Raw genomic sequence first — 12,804 nt, 5'->3', positions numbered from 1 at the left:
GCCACAAGCAGTCGTTCTTCGGCGACCTGCATACGCTCGGCAAGGATGGCGTCGCCTTCTTCACCGAGACCAAGTCGGTCACCTCGGTCTGGTTCTCCGAGGAAGACGCCAAGAAGGCCGTCAGCACCTGGGACGGTACCCTGACCAGAAGCTGAACCCAGAGAACACAAGGGCAACGGCGGCTCCACCCGCCGCGTCCGAACAAGCGCCTCTCCTCCGGCGCTGGCCGGCCCCCTCTCGGGGCCGGCTTTTTCTTTCCGGAGCCAAGGCGTCTCGCGGCAGCGTTCGACAGAAAACGAAAGCCGCTCCAACCGAAGCGGCTTTCGTTCTTCCCGGGAGTTGGCTCTCTTCTTACGCCGCCATGACGCGGTTTATGAAACCTTCCACCGCCGTCCGCAGGCGGCCGGCCTGCTCGTTCATGTCGTTGGACGCGGCCGAAACGGCCGATGCCGATTGCGACGTTTCACCGACCACGTGGGTCAGCGCCTCGGTCTCCTCGGTGGCCGAGCGCGTGCCGGCGGCGGCGCGCTGGGCATTGCTGGAAATCTCCGACGTGGCCGTTCCCTGCTCGGTGACGGCGCTCGAGATGATCATCGTCGTGCGGTCGACGTCGACCATGATATCGGAAATCGAGCGGATGGCCGTGACCGCCTCGGAGGTGGAAACCTGAATGGCGGCGATCTGGGTGGCGATCTCCTCGGTGGCCTTGGCCGTCTGGCCCGCCAGGTTCTTCACCTCCGAGGCGACGACGGCGAAGCCTTTGCCCGCCTCGCCGGCGCGCGCCGCTTCGATGGTGGCGTTGAGCGCCAGGAGGTTGGTCTGCTCGGCGATCGCCTTGATCAGCGTCACGACATTGCCGATCCGATCCGCCGCCTCGGCGAGGCTGACGATGGTCGCGTCGGTGCGCCGTGCCTCCTCGGAGGCCCGGCGGGCCACCTGGGTGGCATTTTCGGTCTGGCGGGCGATCTCGGCGATGGAGGCCGAAAGCTCCTCGGCCGCCGCCGCCACGGTCTGGACGCCGACCGATGCATCGCCCGATGCCTCGGCGGCGCCGGTGGCGCGCGAACTCGCCTGTTCGGCGATCGAGGCCAGCGCGCGCGCCGTCTCTTCCATCTGGTCGGCATTGCTGGACACCGAGGTCAGCATGGCGGCGATCTCCTTGCGGAAATCCTGGATGAGGACTTCGATCGCCTCCTGCCGGGCGGCGCGCCTTTCCTGTTCGGCTTCCGCCTCCGAGGCGAGGCGGTGGCGCTCGATGGCGTTGTCGCGGAAGACCTGCACGGCGCGCAGCATGTCGCCGATCTCGTCCCGCCGGCGATTGCCGCCGAGATCGACGTCGGTATCGCCCGTTGCAAGACGCGCCATCGCCTTGGTGAGCGAGACGATCGGCCGCGATACCAGCCTCGACATGCCGATGCTGACCGCGAAAGCGAGCAGAAGCGTCGCGGCGGTGATCACCGCCATCAGAGCATAGGAAGAGGTTCGGCTCTCAACCGCCGACGCCGCGTGCTGGTCGCTGACCGACCGGATGGCCGCCACCGCGGCGGCCGAATGCTGCACCGAGGCCTCCCGCGCGGCCGCAAAGGCCTTGGTGCCCTTCACCAGATCGGCGAAGGCGGTGCCGAAACTCTGGATATCGGCGGAGGGATCGGCGAGCCCGCTCGCCGCGATCGACTTGCCGGTCTCGATCGCCGTGCCGAGCATGGTCTGGACGTTGGCCTGGTTGTCGTCGGTCGGATCCAGCTTGTAGCCGGCCGTCTGGATGGTGAGGCCGTCCGCCGTATAGCTCAGGGAAATCCCTTGATCGAAGGTGGTGTTGGCCTTGGTCTTGTCGTCGGCGGCCTGCTGGGCGGCCTCCTGCGACGCCTTGCCGAGGTCGCGGGCGGCGGAGACGATGGCTTCGGTTCCCGTCACGAAGGAATCGATGCCGGCATCGACCTGCAGCCGCAGTCCTTCGATCTCGGTCGGGTCGGTTGCCGTCGTCATCTTCGCCATCAGCTTGGCAAGCTCGTTGATCGGCTTGGAGGCAAGACGCATCTGATCGCCGATGGCGTCCGAGCTGGCGAAATTGTAGATGCTGCCGATCGCCGCCTTCGCCTGATCGATCGCCGTCTTGGCGACCGCAATGTCGGCGCCGTCGCGGCTCGCGGTGTATCGGACCAGCGATGTCCTGGCTTTGACGGCCAGGACCTGCCCCTGATAGGCGAGCGCCAGGAATTCCGAAGCCTCGCGCACTTTCGCCTGCTCGGTCGCGGCGAGTTGCTCCATCTCCTGCGACTTCATCTTGGCGTCCGATTGCAGCTTGTGGGCGACCCACTGCAAGGACGAAACCGACTTGTCGACGCTGGCCCAGGCCGTCGCGATGTCGGTTGAGGCGTTGACGAGCGCGTCGATCGACTGCCGGAACGCTCCGATCGCCGCGTTCACCGGCTTCAGCGTCGGATCATCCGCCGCCCCCAGGCCGGCGATGTCGGCGTTCACCCGGTCGAGCAGCTCGCTCGCCCTTTTGGCCGCATCGGGATCCCGCGTCAGGATGAAGCGGTTGACCGCGTCGCCCGCCGCGCCGACGTCGGCGACGGCGGTGGCCGAGCGCGACGTCAGGTCGACCGCAAGCCCCAGCCGGCTGAGGCCGAAGGCGCCGGCAGCGCCCACCACGGCCGCCAGCAATGCCAGCAGGACAAGGCTCGCACTGATCTTTCGCGTGATGGACTGCCTGGCAAGCGCTTCCCTTCGCTTCATGATCTCCCCCTCGTATTTCGACCGGACATACGCCATCCGACCGAGCCGGCTTCCTCGCCGATCCGGTCGCGCCATAGCCGTCCACACGTCCGGTGCCCGTTCCTCTGAGGGCGAACCGGACGATCACCCGCATTCAGGAACGCATGATTCGTACGCGGACAAATTCAATATTTTCATTCCATCCTTGCGCCACTCTAGACGCCAACGGTTTCCCAATGGTTATCTTGCGCGCTGGCTATGGCCGCGCCGGCATCCCATGCGGCGAAGCGCCTCGCCGAAAACCTGCATGGAGCGATTTTTTATTGGCGCGAAACGGATAAGCCGGCGGTGAAATCAGCCCGGCCGGACGGTGGCCCGTTCGACGAGGCGAGTCGGCAACAGCCGCTCCTCGCCTTGACCGGCCGCTTCCTCGAGCCGGCGGGCAAGCAGCTCCGCCGTAGCGTCCATCATTGCGTCGACCGGCTGGCGCACCGTGGTGAGCCGGTAGGGGCGGTGGCCGGCGGCGGGAATGTCGTCGAAGCCGACGACGGCCAGATCAGCCGGGACATTGAGACCGAAATCGTCCCGCGCGCCGTCCAGAAAGCCCAGCGCCAGCACGTCGTTCTGGCAGAAAACGGCATCGGGCCGCGGCAGCCGCCCGAGCAGGCGCGCCGCCGCGCGACCGCCCGCCTCGTAGGAGGTTTCGCCGGAGAGATGGCGCTGCACCGGATCGAGCCCGAGCGCCGCCGCCCGGCGGACGAAGCCCCGGCCGCGGCTGTTCCAGGTGAGGCTGCCGCCCTCGCCGGCCACATAGGCGAACCGGCGGTAGCCGCGCTCGAACAACAGATCGGCCACTCCGGCGCCGGCCGCCGCGTCGTCGGAGGCTACCGAGGAGATGCCGAGCCGCCGCCGGCCATGGCGACCGAAGGCGACGATGGGCGTGCCGGTCGCCGAACAGGTCTCGACGATGGCGGCCGAAACGTCGGCGGCGCCGACGATCAACCCGTCCACCTGATATTGCAGCACCAGCGGGACGATGCCGGCGAGGCTGTCGGCGTCCTCGACGTCGAACAGCAGGGCGTGGAAGCCCCTGGCCTGCAGCGCCGACACCAGGTGCCGGAGAGCCATCTGCGGCCAGGGATTCTCGAAATCGGTTATGAGAACGCCGACCAGGTTGGTCCGGCGCGCCCTAAGGCTGCGCGCGATGAAATTGGGACGATACCCAAGCTGCTCTGCCGCCTTCAGCACCCGCTCGCGCGTTCTGGCCGATGCGCTGGCGCCGGGCGTGAAGGTGCGCGATACCGCCGATTCGGACACGCCGGCCGCCCGCGCCACGTCGCCGGCGGTCACCCGACACATTGATCTGTCGCCCGTCATCGCCATCCTCAAGCCTCGCTCCCGCGCCACGATGATATCCGCCGGACGACGCGCCGCAACGGCCATGCGATGCCGTTTCGCCAAATATACCGCAAGGCCGGCCTTCCCACCGAGAATTTTGCAATCGAATGCAAAATTTGCTTGCCGGGACACCATCGCGCGATCACTATCGATCCGATCAACGGGCACGCCGCCGAGGACGACGCGCCGGGAGGAACAATATGACCATCCGCTTTGGCCTCATCGGTTGCGGCATCATGGGGGCCGACCATGCCCGCATCCTGAGGTCGGACATCGCCGGGGCCGAACTCGTCGCCGTGCAAGACATGGACACCGGCCGCGCCGCGGCCGTCGCCGACGGAAACTGCCGCGTCCATTCCACCGCCGAGGCGCTGGTCGCCGACCGGGGCGTCGACGCGCTGATCATCGCGTCGCCCGACCGGACGCACGCGCCGCTGACGCTGGCGGCGATCGCCGCCGGCAAGCCGGTGCTCTGCGAGAAGCCGATGGCGGCGAGCCTCGACGAGGCGCGGGCGGTGGTGGCGGCGGAAATCGCCGCCGGCCGGCCGCTGGTGCAGGTGGGCTTCATGCGGCGTTTCGATCCCGGATACCGGGCGTTGCGCGCGGCGGTGGCGGAGGAAACGCATGGCCGGCCACTGTTCCTGCACTGCGTGCACCGCAACGCCGTTGGCCCCGACTACGTGACGTCCGACCTGGTTCTGGCCAATTCCTGCGTCCACGAAATCGACATTTCCCGTTTCGTGCTCGGCGAGGACCACGCCCGCGTCCGGGTGATCGCCGCCCGCCCCTCACGCCGCGCCGCCAATCGCCGGCCGCTGATGATGATCCTCGAGAGCGCGAGCGGCGTCATCGTCTCGGTCGAGGCCTTCCTCGACGCCCAGTACGGCTACGACGTGCAGGGAGAACTGGTCTGCGAGGACGGCACGCTTTCGCTCGACCCGCATCCGCCGGTCAGCCGGCGCCATGGCGGCCTCGACGGATACGGCGTCGAGCCGGACTGGCGGGGCCGCTTTGCCGACGCCTACCGCTATCAGTTGCGCGACTTCGTGGTGGCGCTGAACGGCGGCCGTTTCCTGGGCGCCAGCGCCTGGGACGGCTACGTGGCGGCGGCGACGGCGGAGGCCGCGCTGAAGGCGCTCGCCGGCGGCAACGTCGAGACCGTCGATGCCGGCGAACGGCCGATGTTCTACGCCACCCGCGCCTGAAGCGTTTCCCGGGAGATTGCCATGAAGATCGGCCTGGTCTCGGACAGCCTCGCCCACCTGCCGTTTCCCGACATGCTGGACGCGGCGAAGACGCTCGGCATCGAGGGCGTGGAGATCGCCACCGGCAACTGGTCGTCGGCGCCCCACATCGACCTCGCCGGCCTCTTGGAAAGCGCCGCCGCCCGCCGTCAATTCCGGGACGAGATCGACCGCCGCGGCCTCGAACTGGTGGCGCTCAACTGCAGCGGCAATCCCCTGCATCCGGTCGACGGTGCCCGCCAGTCGGCCATCACCTACGACACCATCCGCCTCGCCGGCGCGTTCGGCCTCAGGACGGTGGTGATGATGTCCGGCCTGCCCGGCGGCGGCCCTGATGACCGCTGGCCCAACTGGATCGTCTCCTCCTGGCCGCCGGAGACGCAGGAGATCCTCGCCTGGCAGTGGCAGGAGAAGCTCGTTCCCTATTGGCAGGATCTCGTGGCGCACGCCGCCGCCAACGGCGTCGAGCGGCTGGCGCTGGAACTGCACGGCAACCAGCTCGTCTACAACGTGCCGACGCTGCTGCGCCTGAGGGCGGCCGTCGGTCCGACGGTCGGCGCCAATCTCGATCCGAGCCACCTGATGTGGATGGGCGCCGATCCGATCGCCGCCGTCGACGCCCTCGGCGCGGCGATCCACCACGTCCACGCCAAGGATGCCTTTATCAACGCGCCGCGCGCCGCGACGGTCGGCCGGCTGGAGAACGGCTCGCTGGCCGACATTCCGGCGCGGGCCTGGAGCTACATCACGCTCGGCTACGGCCACGACGAGAGCTGGTGGCGGGCCTTCTGCTATCGCCTGCGCATGGTCGGCTACGAGGGCTGGCTGTCGATCGAACACGAGGACATGCTGCTGTCGCGCGTCGAAGGCGTCGACCGGTCGGTCAAGCTGTTGAAAGCGGTGATGCCGGTCGAGCCGGGCGACTTCGTGCCACAGCCCGTCTAGAGCATTGCCGTGTTTCATGGAAATGCGGCAATACCCTATCTTCTTGAGTTAACGCATCTTCTTCACGCGAACCGGCGTCCGCTTCGCTCGAAAATGCTATAGGGCTTCATCGGCCGAGCCATCAAACATCGCTCCTGAAGCACCGCCGTTTTCGCGACGGCGGAGGCTTGGCCTTGGCCTCCGGACAGCGGCCGATGCGGCCGCGAAGCCTGAAAACGACCTGTCGCCTGGAACCAACCGGGCCCATCGGCGTTTGACGTATACGCATGGAGTGCGGGGAGCCAGCCGAACGTCGATGCGGCCGATGCACGATGGCTCCCGGCGTCCGGTCACTTGAAACTCGTATGCCTTTTCCTATCTCGGAATGGCCGATTACGCGTTTTCCCGTGACTACAAAGACTTAGATACCATCCGTTTGGGATACCGAACCGATGCCGATCAAGACGCAACAGAGCCGGGTCAAGTCTCAGCTCAGCTTTCTTCATTCGTTTGCACGCCGATCCGCGCCGTATCGTGGATGAAACGCAGATTTCGGAGGCCTCGATGACCAGCGACAATCTCACCCCGCCCGTAAGCCACGTGACCTTGATCGGGAATTTTCCACCCCGCAAGTGCGGCATCGCCACCTTCACGGCCGACCTGCGCGAAGCGCTCGCCACCACGGACAGCGACCTCAGGATCAGCACGGTCGCCGTGACGGACGAAGGGCAGAAGCACGCCTATCCGCCGGCGGTCGGCTATGAGATCAGCCAGCATGAAGCCGACGACTATGCGGCGGCGGCCGACCATATCAATGCGCTCAACCCCGACGCCGTGTCGATCCAGCACGAATTCGGCATTTTCGGCGGCGAGGCGGGCGAGTACCTTCTCAAGCTGACCGAACGGCTGCGCGCGCCGATCGTGACGACGCTGCACACGGTGCTGGTCGATCCGACCCCCGACCAGCGCCGGGTGATGGAGCGGCTTGCCGAGCATTCGGCCCGGCTGGTGGTGATGACCGAGATGGGGCGCACCATCCTGACCCGCGACTGGAACTTCCCCGACGACAAGATCACCGTCATCCCGCATGGTATCCCGGACGTGCCGTTCCTCGACCCGGCCTTCCAGAAACACAGCTTCGGCCTCGACGGCCGTAAGGTGGTGCTGACCTTCGGGCTGCTGTCGCCCAACAAGGGCATCGAGAACATGATCGATGCCTTGCCGGAGCTCGTACGGGCGCATCCGGACCTGGTCTACGTGGTGCTGGGCGCGACGCATCCGCATCTGGTCGCCCGCGAGGGCGAGGCCTATCGCGAAAAGCTGCAGGCCCAGGCGGAGGCGCTCGGCGTCGCCGACCATCTGATGTTCGTCAATGAATATGTCGATGCGCCTATCCTGAAGGACTGGCTTTCGGCGGCCGATATCTACGTGACGCCCTATCTGCACGAGGCGCAGATCACGTCCGGTACGCTGTCCTACGCCGTGGGTCTCGGCAAGGCCGTGGTGTCCACTCCCTATTGGCACGCCAAGGAGCTGCTGGCCAACGACGCCGGCGCGCTGGTGCCGTTTGGCGATCCGAAGGCGCTGGCGTCGACCATCGGCGATCTTCTCACCGACAGCGGTCGCCGCGACCGCCTGCGCAGCAAGGCCTACGACCTCGGGCGGCAGATGATCTGGCCCGTGGTGGGACGCTCCTATCTCGACCTGCTCGCCGAGGCCCGCTCCGGCAGCCGGGTGCCGGCGCCGGTCAGCAACCTCAGAACCGGTCGGCGGTTTCCGCTGGTTTCCACGCTGGCGGCGGTCGACCGGATGACGGACGGCTGCGGCATGCTGCAGCATAGCCGCTCGACCATTCCCGACCGCCGCCATGGCTACTGCCTCGACGACAACGCTCGCGCCATGATGCTCGCCGTGGAGCTGAAGGCGGAAGGCATCGAAACCGACCGCGCGACCCGCATCGCCGACATCTGCGCCGCCTTCGTGGATTCGGCCTGGGACGAGGACCGCGCCGCCTTCCGCAATTTCATGGGCTACCAGCGCAACTGGCTGGAGGACATCGGCTCGCAGGACAGCCACGGCCGGGCCGTCTGGGCGCTCGGCCGGGTGGTTGCGAATACCGACGACCATGGGCTCAAGCTCTGGGTCACCGGCCTCGCCGACCGGGTGATTCCGGCCAGCGCCCACCTTACCAGCCCCCGTTCGAAGGCCTTCACGATCCTGGGCCTCGTCAGTTGGCTGTCGGTCTATCCGGGCCATCGGCCGGCGCGGCAGTTGCTCGACACCTTCGCCGCCCAATTGCACCAGCAGTTGCGCGAACAGCGGAGGCCCGACTGGCTGTGGTTCGAGCCGGTGCTCGCCTACGACAACGCGCGCCTGCCGGAAGCGCTGATCCGGGCCGGCCAGCGCCTCGGCCAGGACGATATGATCCGCGACGGCATCGCGGCGCTCGAGTGGCTGGCCGAGCTCCAGACCGACACCGACGGCCATTTCCGACCCGTCGGCACCGAGAGCTTCGGCAAGGTCTACAGCCGTCCCCTGCCCTTCGACCAGCAGCCGGTCGATGCCTGGGCGATGATCGAAGCGTCGGCGGTGGCATTCGAGATGACGGGCGACAGCCGCTGGCAGCGCTACGCCGAGGCGGCGTTCGACTGGTTCCACGGCCGCAACGACCTGGGACTGCGGCTCGCGACCCCGAACGGCGGCTGCTATGACGGCTTGCAAGTCGACCGCGTCAACCTGAACCAGGGCGCCGAGTCGATCCTTGCCTTCCAGTTCTCGGTGCGTTCGATAAGACAATTGCAAAGACTCGCACACAGCCGCGGTGACCGGATGGTTGTGGCGAGGGCCGGCCAATGACGTTGCAGTTGTTGCCTCAACGCCTTTATCCCGACGCCAGCCGGGTGGTCATTCGGAATTTCCAGTTGGCGGGAGAACCCAGAGGACTAAACCCCGCCTCGCAGGTGCGAGCGCGACGGATCGTCGAGACCGTCCAGGCCATGGACAACCGTACCGTCCAGGCCGAGCTGTCGCTGGTCATGGCCGACTTCGAGAACCGGCACCGCGAGGTGCGCCACTTCTTCGAGGAGCGCTATGCCGGCATCGCCGCGGACCTGGGTCTCGTCGAGCCGTTGCGTGATGCCGAGCGCCTGTTGATCGGCGCCTATTTCTGCCACGAATACTCCTTCGAGGCAGCCGCGCTGATGAACCCCAGCGTCGTGCCGCACCCCGACCAGTCCGGCCTGGCACCGAGCGAGATGCGCTTCCTGCTGTCGCTCAGGGCGGTCGGCGAGGGACACATATCCTCCATCACCTTCCGCGAAGGTATCCTCTCCGACCAGGGTGAACTGCGGCTCACCGAGGATAGTCCGTTCGCCGTCGCCTCGCGGCCGGAGGTGGGGGCGGACGGAAGGGTGTGGGCCGTCCGCGAGGGCGACGGGCCGCTCGACGAGACCGTGTTGCTGCCGGTTACCTCGGCGCAGCGCAACGGCCTCGAGGACCTGCGTCTCGTCTACTTCGACGATCCCGACGACGGGCCGCTCTGGTACGGCACCTATACCGCCTTCAGCGGTCAGTCGATCGCTTCGGAATTCCTGATCACCCGCGATTTCCGGCGCTTTGAGCTGAGACCCTTGTCGGGCCCGGCGGCCCGCAACAAGGGCATGGCGCTGTTTCCGCGCAAGATCGGCGACGACTACGCCATGCTGGGACGGCAGGACAACGAGAACCTGTTCCTGATCCGCTCCAACGATCTCTTCCACTGGGACGAAGGCCAGCGGATTGCCGGGCCGCTCCATCCATGGGAGCTTATCCAGATCGGCAACTGCGGTTCGCCGATCGAACTCGACGAGGGATGGCTGGTGCTGACGCACGGCGTCGGTCCGATGCGCAAATACGCGATCGGCGCCATGCTGCTCGACAAGGAGGAGCCGACCCGCGTGCTCGGCCGCTCGCGCGTGCCGCTGCTGTCGCCGTCGGACGCCGAGCGCGAAGGTTACGTGCCCAACGTCGTCTATACATGCGGCGCGCTGGCCCACGCCGGGCGGCTGTTCATACCCTATGGCATCGCCGACAGCGCGGTGGGGTTCGCCAGCGTCGAAATCGAGGAGTTGCTGACCCTGCTCGGTTGAGCGTCTTCAGGATCCGAAGCTTTCGACATGAGATGGAATGCGCCCGTCTTGGGCGCATTTCTTTTTCGGATGGCGGCGACGGACCGCTGCGGAAATCCGGCGGTTACCCGAAGGGTGCGGCAGGCGAGCGACCAAGCCGCATTTACTCGCATTTGCACGCGCCGCCGTTCCAAGTAAAAGAACATTGACGACTAGTCGCGCCATGGCGAGCCCCACATGGCAATGGTAAACATGTGAATCAGAATCCGCCTCCGGACCGCTCACGCTGACAGGGAGTCCATGAATGGAGCCTAACGCCGTCAAGAAAAAGGTGCCGAACCCCGCCGACGTGCATGTCGGCGCCCGCATCCGCATGCGGCGCATGATCCTGGGCATCTCCCAGGAAAAGCTCGGGACGGCGCTCGGCGTGACCTTCCAGCAGGTCCAGAAATACGAGAAGGGGGCGACCCGCGTCGGCGCCGGACGTCTGCTGGAAATCGCCAACTACCTCGGCGTGCCGATCAGCTACTTCTTCGAGACGGCCGTGTTCGAAGCCCTCGAGGCGCGCGGGCCGAGCGGCGCGATCGTCACGGCGACGGACGCATTCGACCAGTTCGTGAAGAGCTCGGAAGGCATCAAGCTCAACAATGCCTTCCTGGGCATCAACGATCCGGCGGTGCGCCGGCACCTGCTCGACCTCGTCGTCTCCATGTCGCGCAACGGCCAGAACGGCTAGAGCGACGGGCGCCCGGACATATCCGAGCCGTCGCTCTAGATCTTTGTTTGCGCATCGGATTTTCCGAAAACCGGAGTCCACTTTTCAGTCCGATGCTCCAAACGGCAACCGTTCAGTGACGCCGGCGGTGCTGGTCGAGGTCGATGACGTCGGAATCCATCTGCAACGCCAGCAGGCCGGACAGTTCGGAGCTGGCCAGGCCGAGCAGAAGGGCGGCGGAGACGCTCACCTCGCGCGCCTGCGGCATCAGATAGTCGATCATCGTCAGCATGGCGCGGATGTCCATCGGGCGATGGACATCGCCGGCATAGGTCTGCTCATCCGCCATGGGATCCTTGATATCACTGCTCATTGATCACCCGATATTCTTTCCAGGATGCCCGGCCGGTCCCACTGCCCTTCAGGGCGGACGAGCACCACGGCGCCGGAATCCGGCGACAGCGCGTCCTCGGCCGGCGGCACCACGAGGTCGGCCTCGTAATAGGTTTCGTCCGTCAGGTAGTTGATGCCGCCGCCTTGGCGCAGAACGAAGCCGAAGTGCTCCCAGATGGGGGCGATGTTCGCCGCGGTCTGGCCGTAAAAGCGGGTGTAGCCCTTGGTGCGGCACAGCTCGATGCCGGCCTTCACCAGCTTCAGGGCCAGCCGGCTCTTGCGGAAGCGCGGCAGCACGGCCAGCCGCTCCAGCTTGACGAAGCCGGCGAAGTAGCGAATGCGCAGGCAACCGGCGGGCTCGTCGCCGACGAAGCCGAGCAGATGCGTCGCCGTCAGGTCGTTGCCGTCGACGTCCTCGGCGAAGGGAATGGACTGTTCGGCAAGATAGGTCGCCGCCCTGATGGCGTGGACCATCAACAGCTGGTTGACGTCGTGGACAACCGTGATGCCGATCGCGTTCCGCCGCCCGGCCGTTCCGGGGACGCCGGGGCGCCATGTATCGTAGGGAGCCGCCGGAAGATCGGCCTCGCCATGCCGCTCCGCGTCCGTCAGGCGCCGGCAGGTCATGATGCCGGGAGCGTAGATGTCGCCGTGCCGGGCGCCCATGGTGAAGCCGATGCTCTCGAAGAGATGGCGGGCCTTGTCGTTGGCCGCCTTGCAGAACACCGGCAGGCCGCGGAACTTGTCCGAGGTCAGGCGCTCCATCACGAGCGAAATGCCGCCGGCGATGGTCGGGGAGATATAGATGCCCCAGAAATAGATGGCGGCCGGCCGTTCCCACTGGCGGGCGATGAAGCGGTCCTCGGGCGCGCCGGTATCCATGCGGCCGTCGAACAGGGCATCGAGCCCGTCCTGATTGAGCGGCAGAAGACAGACGAAGCCGAGCGGCCCGTTGCCGGCCTGTTCGCGCCATTGGCCCCGGCCGATGGCCAGGATAGTGTCGGGATTGCGCCGGTAGATGCGCATCACCGTCTCGAGGCTGGCGACACCGTGAATTTCGGGGGTCGCTTTTCTCAGCAGATCTGCAATAATTTCGCCAGAAGGGCTGAAGACGGAAAGGTTGCGGCCATACTTGGAGTAATCGATACGATCAATATGGCGAGAAGGATAGTAATTGGGTGCTTGTTCGTAATTTCGAGTGTGGGAATTCATCTTGTTCCTCGTCTTTGATGACCACGACCCCTTTCATTCGAGGTTTGAGCGTAACCAACTCGGGAGCTGTTCCGTGCATCCGATTTTGACGCAG

The 12,804-nt window shown here is 66.3% G+C and carries 9 protein-coding genes; 5 read left to right on the top strand and 4 right to left on the bottom strand.

What is annotated here, in order from left to right; all coding sequences use genetic code 11:
- Positions 1 to 351: 351 nt before the first annotated feature.
- Together CJ014_RS25000 and CJ014_RS24995 are read right to left on the bottom strand one after the other, a co-directional pair.
- On the bottom strand, positions 352 to 2,739 hold the full coding sequence (locus CJ014_RS25000) for a methyl-accepting chemotaxis protein (protein ID WP_165790988.1): 2,388 nt from the start codon (positions 2,737 to 2,739) through the stop codon (positions 352 to 354).
- A 333-nt stretch (positions 2,740 to 3,072) separates the two neighbouring features.
- On the bottom strand, positions 3,073 to 4,077 hold the full coding sequence (locus CJ014_RS24995) for a LacI family DNA-binding transcriptional regulator (RefSeq protein ID WP_165790987.1): 1,005 nt from the start codon (positions 4,075 to 4,077) through the stop codon (positions 3,073 to 3,075).
- A 239-nt stretch (positions 4,078 to 4,316) separates the two neighbouring features.
- Here CJ014_RS24995 and CJ014_RS24985 point away from each other — a divergent pair, with 239 nt between their 5' ends.
- The 5 genes from CJ014_RS24985 (at position 4,317) to CJ014_RS24965 (ending at position 11,126) form a co-directional block, all read left to right on the top strand.
- Complete coding sequence (locus CJ014_RS24985) at positions 4,317 to 5,321, top strand: Gfo/Idh/MocA family protein (RefSeq protein WP_165790986.1); 1,005 nt, start codon at positions 4,317 to 4,319, stop codon at positions 5,319 to 5,321.
- Positions 5,322 to 5,342: 21 nt separating this feature from the next.
- Positions 5,343 to 6,305, top strand: coding sequence for a sugar phosphate isomerase/epimerase family protein (locus CJ014_RS24980; RefSeq protein ID WP_100083228.1), 963 nt, complete (start codon positions 5,343 to 5,345; stop codon positions 6,303 to 6,305).
- A 543-nt stretch (positions 6,306 to 6,848) separates the two neighbouring features.
- The gene (locus CJ014_RS24975) at positions 6,849 to 9,140 is read left to right on the top strand and encodes a glycosyltransferase (RefSeq protein ID WP_100083227.1); all 2,292 of its coding nucleotides are present in this window, start codon (positions 6,849 to 6,851) and stop codon (positions 9,138 to 9,140) included.
- Positions 9,141 to 9,280: 140 nt separating this feature from the next.
- The gene (locus tag CJ014_RS24970; protein ID WP_245427638.1) at positions 9,281 to 10,411 is read left to right on the top strand and encodes a glycoside hydrolase family 130 protein; all 1,131 of its coding nucleotides are present in this window, start codon (positions 9,281 to 9,283) and stop codon (positions 10,409 to 10,411) included.
- A gap of 283 nt (positions 10,412 to 10,694) precedes the next feature.
- Positions 10,695 to 11,126, top strand: a complete 432-nt coding sequence (locus CJ014_RS24965; protein ID WP_100083225.1) for a helix-turn-helix domain-containing protein — start codon at positions 10,695 to 10,697, stop codon at positions 11,124 to 11,126.
- Between the two features lie 112 nt (positions 11,127 to 11,238).
- On the opposite strand, the gene CJ014_RS24960 is transcribed toward CJ014_RS24965, so the two are convergent.
- Entirely contained in the window at positions 11,239 to 11,478 is a 240-nt protein-coding gene (locus CJ014_RS24960) for a hypothetical protein (RefSeq protein ID WP_100083224.1), read from the bottom strand.
- The gene (locus CJ014_RS24955; protein WP_100083223.1) at positions 11,475 to 12,524 is read right to left on the bottom strand and encodes a GNAT family N-acetyltransferase; all 1,050 of its coding nucleotides are present in this window, start codon (positions 12,522 to 12,524) and stop codon (positions 11,475 to 11,477) included. The genes CJ014_RS24960 and CJ014_RS24955 overlap by 4 nt, the downstream gene beginning before the upstream one ends.
- Positions 12,525 to 12,804 lie beyond the last annotated feature (280 nt).

It is taken from the genome of Pleomorphomonas carboxyditropha, from assembly GCF_002770725.1.
Classification (GTDB): Bacteria; Pseudomonadota; Alphaproteobacteria; order Rhizobiales; family Pleomorphomonadaceae; genus Pleomorphomonas; species Pleomorphomonas carboxyditropha.
This window is presented reverse-complemented; position numbering and strand designations above follow the sequence as displayed.

Excerpts from the sequence above, each read along its gene's own strand:
- CJ014_RS24985 (WP_165790986.1), top strand. The coding sequence starts at position 4,317 with ATGACCATCCGCTTTGGCCTCATCGGTTGCGGCATCATGGGGGCCGAC.
- CJ014_RS25000 (WP_165790988.1), bottom strand. The coding sequence starts at position 2,739 with ATGAAGCGAAGGGAAGCGCTTGCCAGGCAGTCCATCACGCGAAAGATC.
- CJ014_RS24955 (WP_100083223.1), bottom strand. The coding sequence starts at position 12,524 with ATGCGCATCTACCGGCGCAATCCCGACACTATCCTGGCCATCGGCCGG.
- CJ014_RS24965 (WP_100083225.1), top strand. The coding sequence starts at position 10,695 with ATGGAGCCTAACGCCGTCAAGAAAAAGGTGCCGAACCCCGCCGACGTG.
- CJ014_RS24975 (WP_100083227.1), top strand. The coding sequence starts at position 6,849 with ATGACCAGCGACAATCTCACCCCGCCCGTAAGCCACGTGACCTTGATC.
- CJ014_RS24980 (WP_100083228.1), top strand. The coding sequence starts at position 5,343 with ATGAAGATCGGCCTGGTCTCGGACAGCCTCGCCCACCTGCCGTTTCCC.
- CJ014_RS24995 (WP_165790987.1), bottom strand. The coding sequence starts at position 4,077 with ATGTGTCGGGTGACCGCCGGCGACGTGGCGCGGGCGGCCGGCGTGTCC.
- CJ014_RS24960 (WP_100083224.1), bottom strand. The coding sequence starts at position 11,478 with ATGAGCAGTGATATCAAGGATCCCATGGCGGATGAGCAGACCTATGCC.
- CJ014_RS24970 (WP_245427638.1), top strand. The coding sequence starts at position 9,281 with ATGGACAACCGTACCGTCCAGGCCGAGCTGTCGCTGGTCATGGCCGAC.